Annotated in this window: 17 protein-coding genes and 1 pseudogene; all 18 read left to right on the top strand. The window is 33.3% G+C overall.

Features of this window, described 5'->3' with window-relative positions; all coding sequences use genetic code 11:
* The first annotated feature begins 3 nt into the window (after positions 1 to 3).
* The 18 genes and pseudogenes from fliM to BM077_RS00855 all read left to right on the top strand — a co-directional run bounded on the left by fliM (position 4) and on the right by BM077_RS00855 (position 15,849).
* Positions 4 to 1,008 (top strand): flagellar motor switch protein FliM, encoded by a 1,005-nt coding sequence (fliM, locus tag BM077_RS00940; RefSeq protein WP_090003376.1) that lies wholly within the window; start codon positions 4 to 6, stop codon positions 1,006 to 1,008.
* Complete coding sequence (fliY, locus tag BM077_RS00935) at positions 1,001 to 2,308, top strand: flagellar motor switch phosphatase FliY (protein ID WP_089747186.1); 1,308 nt, start codon at positions 1,001 to 1,003, stop codon at positions 2,306 to 2,308. The genes fliM and fliY overlap by 8 nt, the downstream gene beginning before the upstream one ends.
* Positions 2,309 to 2,318: 10 nt before the next feature.
* Positions 2,319 to 2,681 (top strand): response regulator, encoded by a 363-nt coding sequence (locus BM077_RS00930; RefSeq protein ID WP_089747185.1) that lies wholly within the window; start codon positions 2,319 to 2,321, stop codon positions 2,679 to 2,681.
* Positions 2,682 to 2,695: 14 nt separating this feature from the next.
* On the top strand, positions 2,696 to 3,049 hold the full coding sequence (locus BM077_RS00925; protein ID WP_089747183.1) for a flagellar biosynthetic protein FliO: 354 nt from the start codon (positions 2,696 to 2,698) through the stop codon (positions 3,047 to 3,049).
* Positions 3,042 to 3,815 (top strand): flagellar type III secretion system pore protein FliP, encoded by a 774-nt coding sequence (fliP, locus tag BM077_RS00920; protein WP_089747181.1) that lies wholly within the window; start codon positions 3,042 to 3,044, stop codon positions 3,813 to 3,815. The genes BM077_RS00925 and fliP overlap by 8 nt, the downstream gene beginning before the upstream one ends.
* Before the next feature lie 22 nt (positions 3,816 to 3,837).
* On the top strand, positions 3,838 to 4,107 hold the full coding sequence (fliQ, locus tag BM077_RS00915; RefSeq protein WP_089747179.1) for a flagellar biosynthesis protein FliQ: 270 nt from the start codon (positions 3,838 to 3,840) through the stop codon (positions 4,105 to 4,107).
* Between the two features lie 14 nt (positions 4,108 to 4,121).
* A pseudogene (gene fliR, locus BM077_RS00910) lies at positions 4,122 to 4,898 on the top strand (flagellar biosynthetic protein FliR).
* Between the two features lie 12 nt (positions 4,899 to 4,910).
* Positions 4,911 to 5,972, top strand: a complete 1,062-nt coding sequence (gene flhB, locus BM077_RS00905) for a flagellar biosynthesis protein FlhB (RefSeq protein ID WP_089747175.1) — start codon at positions 4,911 to 4,913, stop codon at positions 5,970 to 5,972.
* Between the two features lie 2 nt (positions 5,973 to 5,974).
* Positions 5,975 to 8,047, top strand: a complete 2,073-nt coding sequence (flhA, locus tag BM077_RS00900) for a flagellar biosynthesis protein FlhA (protein WP_089747173.1) — start codon at positions 5,975 to 5,977, stop codon at positions 8,045 to 8,047.
* Positions 8,048 to 9,124 (top strand): flagellar biosynthesis protein FlhF, encoded by a 1,077-nt coding sequence (gene flhF, locus BM077_RS00895; protein WP_089747171.1) that lies wholly within the window; start codon positions 8,048 to 8,050, stop codon positions 9,122 to 9,124.
* Positions 9,124 to 10,002 carry a MinD/ParA family protein gene (locus BM077_RS00890; RefSeq protein ID WP_089747169.1) on the top strand — a complete coding sequence of 293 codons (879 nt, stop codon included), beginning with the start codon at positions 9,124 to 9,126 and terminating at the stop codon, positions 10,000 to 10,002. Before flhF ends, BM077_RS00890 begins: the two co-directional genes overlap by 1 nt.
* Positions 10,003 to 10,034: 32 nt before the next feature.
* Entirely contained in the window at positions 10,035 to 10,736 is a 702-nt protein-coding gene (locus BM077_RS00885) for a flagellar brake protein (RefSeq protein ID WP_089747167.1), read from the top strand.
* 135 nt (positions 10,737 to 10,871) lie between these two features.
* Complete coding sequence (locus BM077_RS00880) at positions 10,872 to 12,836, top strand: chemotaxis protein CheA (protein WP_089747164.1); 1,965 nt, start codon at positions 10,872 to 10,874, stop codon at positions 12,834 to 12,836.
* Positions 12,837 to 12,962: 126 nt separating this feature from the next.
* Entirely contained in the window at positions 12,963 to 13,424 is a 462-nt protein-coding gene (locus BM077_RS00875) for a chemotaxis protein CheW (RefSeq protein WP_089747161.1), read from the top strand.
* A gap of 15 nt (positions 13,425 to 13,439) precedes the next feature.
* The gene (locus BM077_RS00870) at positions 13,440 to 14,075 is read left to right on the top strand and encodes a chemotaxis protein CheC (RefSeq protein WP_089747159.1); all 636 of its coding nucleotides are present in this window, start codon (positions 13,440 to 13,442) and stop codon (positions 14,073 to 14,075) included.
* A 2-nt stretch (positions 14,076 to 14,077) separates the two neighbouring features.
* Entirely contained in the window at positions 14,078 to 14,560 is a 483-nt protein-coding gene (locus BM077_RS00865) for a chemotaxis protein CheD (RefSeq protein ID WP_089747157.1), read from the top strand.
* 16 nt (positions 14,561 to 14,576) lie between these two features.
* Entirely contained in the window at positions 14,577 to 15,047 is a 471-nt protein-coding gene (locus tag BM077_RS00860; protein ID WP_089747155.1) for a DMT family transporter, read from the top strand.
* Positions 15,048 to 15,069: 22 nt separating this feature from the next.
* The gene (locus BM077_RS00855) at positions 15,070 to 15,849 is read left to right on the top strand and encodes a FliA/WhiG family RNA polymerase sigma factor (RefSeq protein ID WP_089747153.1); all 780 of its coding nucleotides are present in this window, start codon (positions 15,070 to 15,072) and stop codon (positions 15,847 to 15,849) included.
* Positions 15,850 to 15,881 lie beyond the last annotated feature (32 nt).

The raw sequence follows: 15,881 nt of genomic DNA, 5'->3' as shown, positions 1-15,881 counted from the left end.
TATATGGCCAATGATAGGGTATTATCTCAAAATGAAATAGATAACTTGTTAAATGACCTTAATTCAGGTAAGGTAGAGGCCGAAGAGATTAAGGAAGAAAGTAATAAAAAGTCAGTACAGGTATATGATTTTAAACGACCTGATAAACTTTCCAAAGATCAGTTAAGAACATTACGAATGATTTATGAAAACTTTGCTAGGTTAGTAACGACTACACTTTCTACTCAGTTGAGAACAATGGTGCGTATTGAATTAAATTCTATTGAACAGTTATCTTATGATGAATTCATACGTTCTCTTCCTCAACCGACGATTATGAGTGTATGTGATTTCAATCCTTTACCTGGGGAATTTATTTTAGAGGTCAATCCTAAAGTAGGGTATGCCATTATTGAGAGATTATTTGGTGGAAAAGGTACAGCTCCTGATGATATTCGTGACTTTACTGATATTGAAGAGATGGTGTTAAAGAGAGTAATAAAGAATAGTTTAGGTGCTCTAATAGAGGCTTGGGAGAATGTAGTTGAATTAAAACCTAGAATTAAATCTTTAGAATCAAACCCACAGTTTACTCAGATAGTACCTAGTAATGATATGGTTATTTTGGCTACCTTTGATGCTCAAATAGCAGAAGCTGAGGGATTAATTAATGTCTGTATTCCTTATATTGTATTAGAACCAATAGTTGATAAATTGAATGCTCAATATTGGTTTTCAACTGCTAGGGAAGGTAGTAATAAAGAGAGTGTAAGAAAGTTAAAGAATAGATTAAATAAGGCAACATTACCAGTAGTAATTAACTTAGCTAGCACAACGATTACTGTTGCAGATTTATTAGACTTACAAGTAGGAGATGTGATAAAATTAGATGAAAAGGCTGACCAAGAAGCTAAAATAAAGATTGGTAGCAAAGATAAGTTTAAAGGAAGGCCAGGAGTTATAGGTAGTAAGTTAGCTGTAGAAATTAGTGGTGTTTTGGATGAAGGAGAGGAGGGTCAAGATGAGTGATGAGACTCTATCACAAGAAGAAATTAATGCTTTATTGGCATCAAATAATGATGATGAAAATGATGTAGATAGTGAAGATAATGAACGCGATGAAGAAAATATAAATAATGAGGAAGATAAGAATACTGAAAGCAAATCTAATGACGGAAGAGATTATGGTGTAGAATTGACAGATGTTGAGAAAGATGCTATTGGTGAGATTGGAAATATTTCAATGGGGTCGGCTGCTACCGCATTATATAGTCTATTAAATAAAACAGTAGAAATTACTGCTCCTAAAGTGAGTTTGAGCATTCTAAGTGAGTTAATTAATAAGTATGAAAGGCCATGTGTTTTAGTTGATGTAGAATACGTAGAAGGGTTAGAAGGGCTTAACATGCTTATAATTCAAGAGAGAGATGCAGCAATCATTTCTGACCTGATGATGGGAGGAGATGGTAGCGAGCCTGATGAAGAATTAAATGAGTTGCATCTAAGTGCAGTTAGTGAAGCCATGAATCAGATGATGGGTTCTGCTTCTACTTCTATGTCAGCAGTCATGCAAGGTGATAAGGTTAATATATCACCACCTAATGCTGAATTATTAACTTTAAATAGTGATGAAATTAAAGACCGTGATTTTAATGTTGAAGAACCGATAATTAGAGTAGCCTTTGATTTGAATATCGGTGATTTAATAGATAGTGAAATTGTACAGCTAATGCCGGTCGATTTTGCTAAAGAGTTAGTGGAATACTTAGTTAACCCACCTGAGGAAGAAGAGACAGCTTCAGCCCAGGCAGATGCTATAGTTGAGGAGAATGTAGATGAACCAGTTTCTAAGCAGGTTGCAAATAGTAAACAGCAAGAGCAAACAGCAAATACCCAACAACCTGTACAGAATAATCAACATCCTCAACCACAGATGCAGACGAATCAACAAGCGCAGCAGATGCAACAACAGATGGAGGCAAGTAAGAGTGGGGCTGTTAATAGACAAGATAATGTTGATGTCCAATCTGTACAGTTTTCTCAGTTAGGTAATGGACAAGCAACTGGAATGCAGAATAATATAAATCTGATTCAAGATGTACCTTTAGAGGTTACTGTTAGATTAGGAAAGACTAAGATGCTAATTAAAGATATTTTAGAGTTAGGGAATGGTTCAGTAATTGAATTAGATAAATTAGCAGGAGAAGCAGTTGACCTTTTAGTTAATGGGAAACTAGTAGCTAAAGGAGAGGTAGTAGTAATTGATGAGAACTTTGGTTTCCGAGTTACTGATATAGTTAGTCCTATGGAAAGGATTAATAGTTTGTAGGAGGGGTTTGATGAAAAGAACAGTCTTAATAGCTGATGATGCTGCTTTTATGCGGGTAATGCTTAAAGATATACTAGTGGAGGCTGGTTTCGAAGTAGTAGGAGAGGCCGAGAATGGAATAGAAGCTATAGAATTATATAAGAAGTATGAACCTACCTTGGTAACAATGGATATTACGATGCCCGATAAAGACGGAATAACAGCAGTTAAAGAAATTTTAAATGAAGATCCAACTGCTAATATATTGATCTGTAGTGCTATGGGACAACAAGCAATGGTAGTAGAAGCTATTCAAGCTGGAGCTAAAGATTTTGTTGTTAAACCTTTTCAGGCTGAAAGAGTTTTAGGAGCGGTTGAGAAAATATTAGATTAGATAGAGGTGTTAAGATGGATTTTTCCTGGCAATTACTTAAAACACTATTTTACTTGAGCTTCATTATTATTCTATTCTTTATAATTATTAAATTTATTAAAAGCCAGAGTAATTTGCAAGGGTTTAATCAAAACTTAAGAGTTTTAGAAAGGCTTCATTTTAATTCTAATCAATTTCTATGTCTGACAAAGGTCATTAATGAACTTTGGATATTAGGAGTTAGTGAAGGACAGATTGAGTTGTTGGCGAAAATAGATAATCCAGAGGAAGTAGAAGAGATAACTAATAAAGTGGTTAATGGAAAGGGAATGAATTGGCAAGAAGGATTTATGAACTGGTTTAATAGGGATGAAGATAATCATGTTTAAAAATAGAAAGAGATCTATTTTAGTAGTATTAGGATTATTACTATTATTAGTCATTGGTTACCAAGAAGTCGTAGAGGCAGCTCCAACTTTTCAACTGCCAGATATTAGTTTAAATATAGATAATGCTAATAATAATCAAGATTTAGTCTTACCGTTACAGATTCTTTTATTATTAACAGTACTATCATTAGCACCTGCTATTTTAATAATGTTAACTTCATTTACTCGTATTATTGTGGTCCTATCTTTAATTAGAAGGGCTTTGGCAACTCAACGGATGCCTCCTAACCAAGTAATCATTGGGTTAGCAATCTTTTTAACTATATTTATTATGGCTCCAGTCTTTACGCAAGTATATGATAATGCTATACAGCCGTACTTAGCTGATGAGATTAATCAACAAGAATTATATAGACAAGCGATAAAGCCATTGAGAGGATTTATGTTTAAACAGACTCGGGAAAAAGATTTAGCTCTTTTTGTAGATATAGCAAAGGTCTCTAGACCCAAAAATCAAGCAGATATTCCAACTTATGTCTTAATACCGGCTTATATTATTAGTGAATTACGGATTGCTTTTCAAATCGGATTCATAATTTACCTACCTTTTATAGTTATTGATATGATAGTAGCCAGTACGTTAATGTCTATGGGAATGATGATGTTACCGCCAGTAATGATTTCATTACCGTTTAAGATACTACTATTTGTATTAGTAGATGGTTGGTATTTAGTTATTAAATCATTAGTTATGACGTTTAATTAGTTAGTAGAGGGGAGCTTATTAGATGACGGAACAGTTGGTAATTGATTTAGGTAGAACTGCATTAATGAAAGTCTTAATGGTAACAGCTCCTATGTTAGGCTTAGGTCTTTTAACCGGTCTACTAGTCAGTATATTTCAGGCTACTACTCAAATTCAAGAACAAACTTTAGCTTTTATTCCAAAAATTCTTGCGGTTTTAGGAGCAATTATAGTATTTGGTCCTTGGATGTTAAATGTGCTTTTAGATTTTGTTCGGAACTTATTTATAAATATACCTAGTTATGTTGGGTAGTAAAGGAGATAGCTATGGATTTAGCGATTATGCAGATCATATATCAAAGAGTCTTAATTTTGATGAGGGTTACTGGTCTATTTATAATTACTCCTTTTTATGGTAGTCGAACTATTCCTACTCGTATTAGACTCGGATTAGCGTTATTAATAACTTTTATCTTAGGGAATGTGCTCTCTAATAATAATTTAGAACTACCAAGTAATTTAATATATCTAACATTTGATATGTTGACTGAATTTAGTATTGGACTTGTTTTAGGACTTATAGCTCTATTAATATTTGTTAGTATTCAATTAGCAGGTCAATTTATGGATATGCGAATGGGTTTTGCTCTAGCTAATGTAATGGACCCACAGAATGGAAATCCAAGTGCTTTAACAGGGCAATTTAAAAATATTTTGGCTACATTACTCTTTTTGGTAATTAATGGGCACCATCATTTGTTACAGGCTTTAGATAAAAGTTTTCTTATTATTCCTTTAACTAAAGCAGAGTTATCTAATGCGTTATTTATGAAATTGCTAAAGATTATTGGTCAATTATTCCCACTAGCCTTTAAGATTGCTCTACCATTAGTAGCAGTCTGATTTTTAACTGATATAGCTTTTGGCTTAGTAGCTAGAGCAGTACCTCAGATTAATATCTTTGTAGTCGGTCTCCCTACTAAAATATTAGTAGGAATTTTATTGTTATCTTTAACAATGCCGATTTATATTTCACTCTTGAAAGAGTTGTTTAGAGATATGTTTATTAATATGAATGATATAATTAATATTTTAGGTAGTTAAGGGGGGATTAATATGCCAGCTGAAGAAAAGACCGAAGAGGCGACCCCCAAACGGCGTCAAGAGGCTCGAGAAGAGGGACAGGTGGCCAAAAGTCAAGATTTATCTATGGCATTTACCTTATTATTTAGTTTTATTGTCCTTTTCTTTTTAATGAATAGTATGATTGTTGAATTATCAGAATTTATGACTAAGTTCTTGAGTGATTATTTAACTTTAGCCTTAACTGCTCGTAATTTTCATACTTTATTATTAGAAATAATGCGTTTTATTCTTCAATTAATAGCCCCGATTATGGTTGTAACTGCGGTGATTGGTAGCGCTTTAGGAATTTTTCAAACTGGATTTCTTTTTACACCAAAAGCAATTCAACCTAAGATTAGTAAGTTGAATCCAATTTCTGGTTTTAAGAATATGTTTTCTAAAAAGACATTTGTAGAGTTTTTAAAGTCATTATTAAAGATAAGCATTGTTGGAGTAATTGCATACTTGACAATTAAGAGCAGATTATCAGATATATTGTTATTAGGAAAGATGAGTTTAGACCAAGCACTTAGGTTAATTGGCGGGATAGTTTATTCGTTGGCAATTAAGATTAGTATTATATTAATTATATTAGGAGTCGGTGATTTTATATATCAAAAATGGCAGCATGAACAGGATTTAAAGATGACAAAGCAGCAAGTAAAAGAAGAAAGGAAGCAGACTGAAGGTAGTCCAGAGGTACAGAAACGAATTAAAGAGGAACAACAGAAGTTAGCTATGAATAGGATGATGTCTGATATTCCTGATGCTGATGTAGTAATTACTAACCCGACTCATATTGCAGTAGCAATCAAATTTGATATGGATACAATGGAAGCGCCAGTAATAATTGGTAAAGGTAAAGGGGAAGTCGCCCAAAAAATTAAAGAAAAGGCTAAAGAACATGATATAGAGATTGTAGAAGAGAAGCCTTTAGCAAGAGCATTGTATGCAGAAGCTGAAATCGGTCAAGAGATTCCGGTAGAGTTATATCAGGCAGTAGCTGAAATATTAGCTTATGTATACCAATTAAATAACGAAAGGGGGTATTAGATTTGTCTACTCCAGCGGATAGGCTACCTCAAGGTGGCATTAATCAATATAATGATATTATTTTTGCATTGGCTGTTGTTACTATCGTAATTATGTTCATTATTCCGGTTCCTACTTTTTTATTAGATCTACTTTTAACTTGTAACATTGCCTTTGGATTAACGGTCCTTTTGGTCTCGATGTATACCAAGGAACCATTAGAATTTTCGGTCTTTCCTTCGTTATTATTAATAGCAACCTTATTTCGTTTAGCACTTAATGTGTCGACAACAAGACTTATTTTGGGAGAAGGATATGCTGGCGAGGTAGTTGCAAGCTTCGGAGAGTTTGTAGTAGGCGGGAATTATGTAGTAGGATTTGTCATCTTTATTATCCTAGTAGTTATTCAGTTTGTAGTAATCACTAAGGGTGCGGAAAGAGTAGCTGAGGTAGCAGCTCGATTTACATTAGATGCTATGCCAGGAAAACAGATGAGTATTGATGCTGATTTGAATGCTGGCTTAATTACTGAAGCAGAAGCAAGAGAACAGCGAAAGAAGATACGTAATGAAGCTGACTTTTATGGTGCCATGGATGGTGCTAGTAAGTTCGTTAAAGGTGATGCGATTGCCGGAATTATAATTACTTTAATAAATGTTATTGGAGGTTTAGTAATTGGTGTCTTACAACAAGGGATGCCGATTACAGAGGCATTACAGACTTATACTTTATTGACGGTAGGTGATGGATTAGTTAGTCAGATTCCAGCTCTCTTAATTTCAACGGCGACCGGTATTGTAGTGACTAGAGCTGCCTCTGAATCTAACTTAGGAACTGATCTATCTAATCAAATCTTTGCTCAACCGAAGAGCCTATTAATTGTTTCGGGATTATTAGTAATTTTAGCCTTTGTAGGTGGATTACCAACCATTCCGTTCCTAATATTAGCAGTAATCTTAGGTGGTTTAGGTTATGTTTTATATCAGACTGAACAGGAATTAACTGAAGAAATCGCAGCAACTGAAGAGGAAGAGGAAATAGCTCAATATCAAGAACAAGAAAGTATTGATGAACTATTACGGGTAGACCCAATGGAAGTAGAAGTCGGTTATAATCTGATTCCCTTAGTAGTACCCGAACAAGGGGGAGATCTTTTAGATAGAGTATCGATGATTCGACGTCAATGTGCATTAGAATTAGGAATTATTATTCCACCAATTCGTATCCGAGATAATATGCAATTAGAACCGAATCGTTATCGAGTTAATTTACGGGGGATTAAGATTGCTCAGCATGAAATTATGATTAATCATTATATGGCTATGGATTCTGGAATGGTAACTGAGGAGTTAGATGGTATTGAAACGACAGAACCAGCATTTGGTTTACCGGCTATGTGGATAACTGAAGAACAGAAAGAAAAAGCAGAATTAGCGGGATATACGGTAGTAGACCCCCCTTCTGTAGTAGCAACTCATTTAACAGAACTGATTAAGCAACATGCTCACGAATTATTAGGTAGACAAGAAGTAAAGGAATTAATTGATAATTTAAGAGAAGATTATTCGGCAGTAGTTGATGAATTAATCCCAGATCTAATGTCTATCGGTGAAATTCAGAAGGTTTTACAGAACTTATTACGAGAAGGAGTACCAGTTAGGGATTTAGTAACAATCTTAGAGACATTAGCTGACCAAGCACGTAATACAAATGATACTGATATTTTAACAGAGTATGTACGGCAAGCATTATCAAGACAGATCTCCGAACTATATAAAGATGAAAACAATAATATTAATGTTCTTACTTTAGCTCCAGAACTAGAAGAAAAGATTTCTAATTCAATTGAACATACTGAACAGGGATCATATGTAACTATGGATCCTAATGCAGCACAACAATTATTTAATAATTTATCACAGCAGATTCAACAGATGATGTCACAAGGTTATGATCCGATCGTTCTTACTTCGCCGGTAATTAGATATCATTTCAAGAACTTAACAGAACAGGTTGCGTCGGATTTGACTGTACTATCATTTAATGAACTAGAACCAAATTTAAATGTACAAACCGTAGGGATGGTGAGCTTATAAATGGAAGTTAAACGTTATCGTGGTGAGAATATGCAGGAAGCTATGTTTAAGGTTAAAGCTGATTTAGGAGCAGATGCTATTATTCTGCATACTCGCAAGTTCAAAAAAGGTGGTTTTCTCGGTTTCTTTGGTAAGAAGATAGTGGAAGTAATAGCTACTATTGATAAACAAGAAGAGAACCAAAAGTACGAAAAGTTACAACAAGAATTAAATCAGATGAAGCAGATGATGAATAATTTTTTAAATGAATTAGAAAGTAAGCAGTTAACAGCTTCTTACAACCATCTACCCGAATCCTTACAACAGATAACTGATAAATTATTGACTTGTGGAGTTAAAGAAGAATTAGCAACTGAAATTTTACGGTCAATTACCGATGAATTAGAACCACAGGACTTTGGTGATCATAGTAAAACTAAAGAAATTCTAGCCACAGAATTAGAAAAAAGACTAGCTAAGGTATCTCCAGTAGAACTTGATAGTAAGACACCTAAAGTGGTTGCTTTAATAGGACCTACTGGAGTAGGAAAGACAACAACAATAGCTAAATTAGCAGCAAATTTTAACTTGATTAAGAATAAGAATGTAGCATTAATAACTGCAGATACTTATCGAGTAGCTGCAGTAGAACAGTTAAAGACTTATAGTGAAATCATAGGTTCTTCTTTAGAAGTAGTCTTTACGCCCTCAGAGCTCAATCGTTCGATAGATAAGTTTATGGATAAAGATATAGTCTTAATTGATACGGCTGGTAGAAGCCAGAAGAATCAAATGCAGATGTCTGAATTAAATGCATTGATAGATAGTGCTAAGATTGATGAAAAATATTTGGTATTAAGTGCAACTACTAAATTTAATGATATTATTGATATTATTTTAAATTTTGAGAGTATAGGTATAGATAAGTTTATCTTTACTAAATTAGATGAAACTAATAACTTAGGCATTCTCTTAAATGTAGTAGAAGAGTTTGATAAGCCTTTATCGTATATAACTAACGGTCAAAATGTACCAGAAGATATAGAAGTGCTGGATCCTAAAAAGATAGTTGATAACTTTTTAAAGGAGCAATTATGATGAGAGACCAGGCTCATAAATTAAGAGAGTTGGTTAGGGGAAGAGAGAATAAGAAGTCAAAACAGAATCAGCAAGAGAATTTAACCAAAACCTATGCTATTACTAGTGGTAAAGGTGGAGTTGGCAAGACAAATTTTACTGTTAACTTATCATTAGCACTTAAATCAGAAGGAAAGAAAGTAGCTATTATTGATGCCGACTTAGGAATGGCGAATATAGATGTTGTCTTAGGGGTAGCTCCTCAGTATAATTTAAATCATATGATTAGTGGACAGAAAGAAATAACAGAAATTATTATGAAGGGACCTAAAGGATTAGACATCATTCCTGGGATTTCAGGTGTAGAAGAATTAGCTAATCTATCAGATTATCAATTACAAAATTTTATTAAGGGTTGGCAGATATTAGAGGATAAGTACGATATTATCTTAATAGATACTGGAGCTGGAGTTTCTAAGAGTGTAGTTAATTTTATCTTAGCAGCTGATGAAATTATTGTGATTTCTACTCCAGAGCCAACTTCAGTAACTGATGCTTATGGTATTATAAAGGTTATTGCTAAGCGACAGAAGAATTCTCGAGTTAATTTAGTAATTAATCAAATTGAGAATTCAAAAGAAGGAGAGAATGTTTCTAAACGCTTAAGTAAGGTGGCCAAAGACTTTTTAGAGGTTAATTTAAGTATATTAGGGATGATTCCTAGTGATAAGAATGTGGTTAAAGCTGTAAAGAAACAGAAACCTTTTATATTAGAGTTTCCTAACTGTAAAGCGGCTAATGCGATTAATGAGATTAAGAATGAATTGTTAGATATTGAAGTAGAAGAGAAGTCAGGGGGAATTAAAGGTTTCTTTAGTAAATTGATTGGTTTATCTTAGATATAGCTAATGAATACAGGGAGGAATAAGTAGTGGCAAATTTAAAACTGCAGGTTAATCAATCGGTAGAATTACATGTTAAATCTGGAGTGTATAATGGAGAGTATTTAAGCCAAGTAACAAGAATAGATAACCAGGAAATTCAAGTTACATTACCGATTAAGAAGGAGACATTAATACCGTTACCAGTAGGAACCAAATTAGAAGTAATTTATACAGACCAAGTTGCTAAGTATAAATTCGACACGCAAGTTCTGTCAAGGCAGATGGAAGGGAATATAGGCACTTGCAAATTACAATACCCATCTAAAGTTGAGAAGATCCAAAGAAGAGATTTTGTACGTGTCCCTATTAGAGAGACTGTTTACTATCGGCGCTTAATTGTAGATAGTATAAATGGTCAGATAAATGATTTAATAAACTTAGGTTATGATGAAGCGGAACAGAATGATTTTCAAGAAGCTGTAACTGAAGATATAAGTGGGGGAGGAGTATTATTAGTAGTTGATAAGTATATTCCTCTGGATGTATTTATAGAATTGAAATTTGATGTAAAAGAATTAAATTTTCAAAAAGTATTAGGAAAAGTAGTAAGGATTGATGAATTGCCTAATCGTTCAGATAGATTAGGTTTAGGCATTGAATTTATTAATTTTAATCGTTCTAAACAGGATGAGATAGTACAGTGGGGTCTACAGAAACAATTAGAATTACATAGAAAAGGGCTTTTGTAATTTATATCGAATTATATAATAATAAGATTCATTTAATATTGAAATGGAACAATATCAGCTTAAAAGACATTTAGAGTATAATTAACTGATTATGCAAGAGGTTTAGTAAGATGGTGAAGGGGAGGTGAGATTTCGGTGGATAATTCTAAGTATTTAGATGATTTTATAGTTGAAGCAAATGAATATTTACAAATTTTAAATAAATATTTATTAGAATTAGAAGAGGCAGGAGAGAAATTCAAAGAAGTTGATGAATTGTTTAGAGCTGTTCATTCTTTAAAAGGAATGGCTGGAGCTATGAATTTCGGGTTGTTAGTTGATTTGACTCATTCTTTAGAGAATATATTTGATTTAATTCGTAAAGAAGAGATTTTAATTGATTCAGAACTTATTAATATCTTATTTTCTGCTTTAGATCAACTAGAGTTGATTATTCAAGAAATCAGTCAGAATGGCAAGTTTAAACCTGAAAATTTTCAAATGAAGGTTGAAGAATTAATTTCACAACTAGATAATCATGAATGTAAATCGAAATCAAAGGGTCCTCAGAATAAGAATGGGCTTTATTTAGATAAAGAAGATATATTAAAGATTAAAGAAGAATTAGAAGATAATAAGAATTGTTTAGAGATTAATATTGAATTGAATGCAGATACACAATTAAAATCAGCACGGGCTTTTATGATAATTAATCAGATGCAAAGTAGAGGAAGAATTATCAAGAGTGATCCAGAATTGGCATTAATTGAAGCCGGAGAATTAGATTGTTCAGTTTTTAGATTATTATTATCTACACTTAAGTCTACTTCAGAGATAGAATCAGTAATTAGTGATGAAGCTGACCTTGCTAAATTAGAAGTTAATAAATTAGATATAGATGATTTGAATATAGCACAAGATAGTTCAACTGGTACTAATGCTGAAGAAAGAGCAAATAACTTTAACTTAACTTCTACAGTGAGAGTAGATGTTGGTCGCTTAGATGAATTGATGAATTTAGTAGGAGAATTAATGATTAATAAGTCTCAGATTAATGAGTTGAACTATGATTCTAAACATTTACAAGAAAGAGAAGCAATGGAGAATGTAGACCGAGTAACAGATAAATTACATAGAATTATCATGGATTTGCGAATGACTCCTTTAAATAGGGTTACTAATAGATTGCCAAGAATGGCACGAGATTTAGCCAAAGAGATGAATAAAAAGATTGATTTGGAAATTGAAGGACAAGAAACTGAATTAGATAGGGTTATTATCGAAGAGTTAAGTGATCCATTAATACATTTGCTTAGAAACTGCATTGACCATGGTATAGAAACTCCTAAAGAGCGAATAGAAAGAGGGAAAGATGAAATAGGTACTATTTCTATTATAGCAACCCAAAAAGGAAACACAGTAGAAATAGTTATCAAAGATGATGGAGCAGGGATAAACATAGAAAGTATCAAAGAGAAAGTAATTGAAAATGGATTAGTTAACCATGAGAGGTTAACAGAGATGAGTGATAATGAAATTGTTGATTTAATCTTTGCACCAGGGTTAAGTACGGCTCAAGGAGTAACAGATATTTCTGGTCGAGGTGTAGGAATGGATGTAGTAAAAAATACTATTGAATCATTAGGTGGTCAAATTAAAGTTAAATCAGAATTAGGAATAGGAACGGAGTTCATTATTAGGCTACCACTAACTTTAGCTATAGTTGAAGCTTTATTGATTAAAGTTAAAGAAGAGACTTATGTGTTGCCGCTGAGTATTATAGATGAAGTTTATGATCTATCTAAACAAGATATTAAATACATGCAAGGTAAGGAGTTCTTCATCCTAAGAGATGAAATGATTCCTGTAGTTTATTTACATGATAAATTAGGCTTTAAAGAATCTGATTTAAGATCAAAAGATGAATTTCCGATGCTTATAGTCTCAGATGGCGAAGAAAGAGTAGGGATAATAGTAGACGAACTGATTAGCCAGCAAAAGATAGTAGTTAAGCCTTTAGGTGGTTTTTTAGATGCAATTCTCACCAATGTTTCTGGAGCTACAATCTTAGGAACTGGTGAAGTCGTACTAATCTTAGATGTCAGGAATATTGCTAGTTGAAAAAGTTTCAAGCATATTTAACATAGAATTTTTGGCGTCAGCAATTAAGTATGTAATAGTCCTAATCGAGATAAAATTTTATAATTAAATTTTGCGAGGGCTTGAGTTAGAAAGGAGGGGTAGGGTATGCAATTAGTTGCTTTTAGATTGAATGATGAGGAGTATGGAGTTGAAATTTTAGAGACACAAGAGATTATAGAGATGCAGAGAATAACTAAGATACCTAATGCTCCCAATTTTGTAGAAGGGATAATTAGCCTACGTGGTGAGATTATTCCGATTATCGATCTTAGAAAAAGGTTTAATTTGGATATTAGCAATGAAGAAGAACAAAGGATTATAATTGTAGAAACTGAAGGGAATAAAGTAGGGATGATTGTTGATGAGGTAAAAGAGGTATTAAGTATTTCTAAAGATACAGTTAAGCCTCCTCCAAAGATAGCTGGTGGAATTAATAAAAAGTACTTAGAAGGTGTAATCAAAATAGATGATAAGTTATTAGTCTTACTAAATTTGACTAAAATTTTAGATCCAGAAGAGATAAAAGAGATGGAGAAGATTGACTTAGATAAGGAAAAGTTAAATTAAGGAGGTTTGTTAATAATGGACAATGAAAAGCAAACGGAAGTTAAAGAGCTTTCAGCACTCCAGTTAGATGCGTTAAAAGAAGTTGCTAATATAGGAGCAGGGAATGCAGCTACAGCTTTTTCGCAAATTTTAGAGCAGAAGATAGATATGAGTGTTCCAGAAGTCAGTATCTTACCATTAAATGAAGTACCTGAAATTTTAGGAGGACCTGATACTTTAATTGCGGGTATCTTAGTTAAAGTAGTAGGTGATGCATCTGGGAAGATATTATTTGCTTTAGAGGAAGAGAGTGCTGATCGTTTAACAAATATGTTATTGGATGAAAGATTAGCGTTAGAGAGTGAAAATAAGACTGAGAAGATCGAAAATTCTACTTTAGAAGAGATGGGAAATATTTTAACTAATTCTTATTTGAATGCTTTAAGTCAAATGACAGATTTTTCTTTACTGCCTTCAGTACCAGCTTTAGCTTTTGATATGGCAGGGGCAATTTTAGAAGTTGCATTCTTACAGGTAGGTCATATTGGGGATTACGCTTTGGTAGTTGAAACTGAATTTTGGAATGGAGATGAGAGTATAGAAGGACATTTCTTCTTTATTCCCACTCCTGAATCATTGAATAAAATTCTAGCCCAACTTGGAGTTAACTAAATATGAAGAAGATTAGAGTAAAGATGGCAGATTTGAATGTTGGAAAAGAAGATGATATTTTGATAACTTCTGGTTTAGGTTCTTGTGTTGGAATTGCTTTGTATGACCCGCGGACTAAAGTTGGAGGGTTAGCCCATATAATGTTACCCAAAGCCCCTAATAATCGTAAGAATAATAATCCAGCTAAATATGCAGATACAGCAATAAGGCTATTATTAGATGAATTAGAGCGTGCTAGAGCAAGTAAAAGAAGATTAGTTGCTAAGATAGCTGGTGGAGCACAAATGTTTAAGTTTGATAATGCTAATTCTCAAATGCAGATTGGAGCTCGTAACGCTGAAGCTGTTAAAGAGATATTGAAAAAAGAAAAGATAAAGCTATTAGCAGAAGACGTTGGAAAAGATTACGGACGAACTATGGAATTTCATTTGAAAGATAATAAAGTACTAATTAAGACAGTTAAAGGTGAAGACCAGGTTTTATAAGAGGGAGTTGAAAAGGTTGAAAGGCTTAATTAAGCTTTTATCGGTTATGTTTGCTATAGTTGCTTTTTTGTTAGTTGCGATAGTAGCAATTGCAAATAGATTGCTATTCTTAATTATAATTAAAAGAAGTATATTAGCTGCTATATTTTTCGGTGTATTTGGAGGTTTAATTGGTTATTTAGTAATGAAATCAACGACAAGTGACAACCTAAAGAATAAAGATATAGCAAATCAAAATCAAGGGCAACAAGAGGTTAAACCTAAGCAACAGATGAATTCAGTTTCCCAGCAGACAGCTGCTCAACAGTATAATCAACAGAATCGAGATATTGAAGACGAAGAAAGAGAAGATAATTTTCAACCTTTAAACTTAGAAGAGGTAGATTATCAAGAGTTAGAAGAAGTTAATGAATTAGAAGAAGAAGAACTTACAGGACAAGACCCGGAACAATTAGCTCAAATGATTAAGAATATGAAAGATACTTAGTCGCTAAAAAGGAGGGGTAAAGATAGTCAACCAAAGAACTGAGGAAGAGCAAGAATTATGGATTGAGTTTAAAGATAATGGGAACCAGAAAGCAAAAGAGCAACTAATCCTTCGGTTTATACCGTTAGTAAAATATGTTGCTAATCGAGTTGTAATTAATCTACCGGATACTTTTGAATTCGGAGATCTTGAGAATTATGGAGTCATTGGATTAATTGATGCTATTGAAAGATTTGACTATCGTCGACAAGTTAAGTTTTCAACCTATGCTATTGCTCGAATTCGGGGGAGTATTATTGATCAAGTTAGAAGGTTAGATTGGGTTCCTACTTCAGTTCGGCGTAAAGCCAAGAAGGTGGCTAGAATTCATTCCGAATTAGCTAATGAACTAAAGAGAATGCCTACTGATGAGGAGATAAGGAAGAGGTTAAATTTAGATGTAGAAGAGTATAATAAATTAATGAAAGAAGTGAATATTCCCCAGGAAACATCCCTAGATAGTTTTATTACTAGTAACCAAACTGAAGGGATCACTTTAATTGAAGTTATAGCAGATGAAGAGACCGCTAATCCAGAAAAAAGCTTGACCTATGAAGAAATAAAAGAAGTTTTAGGTGCAGCAATCGATAAATTAAAAGATAAGGAACGAATAGTAGTAACTCTATACTACTATGAAGGTTTAAATTTAACAGAAATCGGTGAAGTTTTAGACTTGACGACGGCAAGGGTGTCACAGTTACATACTAAAGCGATTTATCGGTTAAGAGGATATTTAAGTAGAAAGAAAGAAACGTTAATTTAACAGTGTGGATGAGATTAGTAAACTTTTTTAGG

The organism is Candidatus Frackibacter sp. WG13, assembly GCF_900114655.1.
Classification (GTDB): domain Bacteria; phylum Bacillota; class Halanaerobiia; order Halobacteroidales; family Acetohalobiaceae; genus Frackibacter.
Note: the sequence above shows the minus strand (reverse complement) of the source record. Positions and strands in the feature narration are given on the sequence as shown.

Excerpts from the sequence above, each read along its gene's own strand:
- fliM (WP_090003376.1), top strand. The coding sequence starts at position 4 with ATGGCCAATGATAGGGTATTATCTCAAAATGAAATAGATAACTTGTTA.
- fliY (WP_089747186.1), top strand. The coding sequence starts at position 1,001 with ATGAGTGATGAGACTCTATCACAAGAAGAAATTAATGCTTTATTGGCA.
- BM077_RS00930 (WP_089747185.1), top strand. The coding sequence starts at position 2,319 with ATGAAAAGAACAGTCTTAATAGCTGATGATGCTGCTTTTATGCGGGTA.
- BM077_RS00925 (WP_089747183.1), top strand. The coding sequence starts at position 2,696 with ATGGATTTTTCCTGGCAATTACTTAAAACACTATTTTACTTGAGCTTC.
- fliP (WP_089747181.1), top strand. The coding sequence starts at position 3,042 with ATGTTTAAAAATAGAAAGAGATCTATTTTAGTAGTATTAGGATTATTA.
- fliQ (WP_089747179.1), top strand. The coding sequence starts at position 3,838 with ATGACGGAACAGTTGGTAATTGATTTAGGTAGAACTGCATTAATGAAA.
- flhB (WP_089747175.1), top strand. The coding sequence starts at position 4,911 with ATGCCAGCTGAAGAAAAGACCGAAGAGGCGACCCCCAAACGGCGTCAA.
- flhF (WP_089747171.1), top strand. The coding sequence starts at position 8,048 with ATGGAAGTTAAACGTTATCGTGGTGAGAATATGCAGGAAGCTATGTTT.
- BM077_RS00890 (WP_089747169.1), top strand. The coding sequence starts at position 9,124 with ATGAGAGACCAGGCTCATAAATTAAGAGAGTTGGTTAGGGGAAGAGAG.
- BM077_RS00875 (WP_089747161.1), top strand. The coding sequence starts at position 12,963 with ATGCAATTAGTTGCTTTTAGATTGAATGATGAGGAGTATGGAGTTGAA.
- BM077_RS00870 (WP_089747159.1), top strand. The coding sequence starts at position 13,440 with ATGGACAATGAAAAGCAAACGGAAGTTAAAGAGCTTTCAGCACTCCAG.
- BM077_RS00865 (WP_089747157.1), top strand. The coding sequence starts at position 14,078 with ATGAAGAAGATTAGAGTAAAGATGGCAGATTTGAATGTTGGAAAAGAA.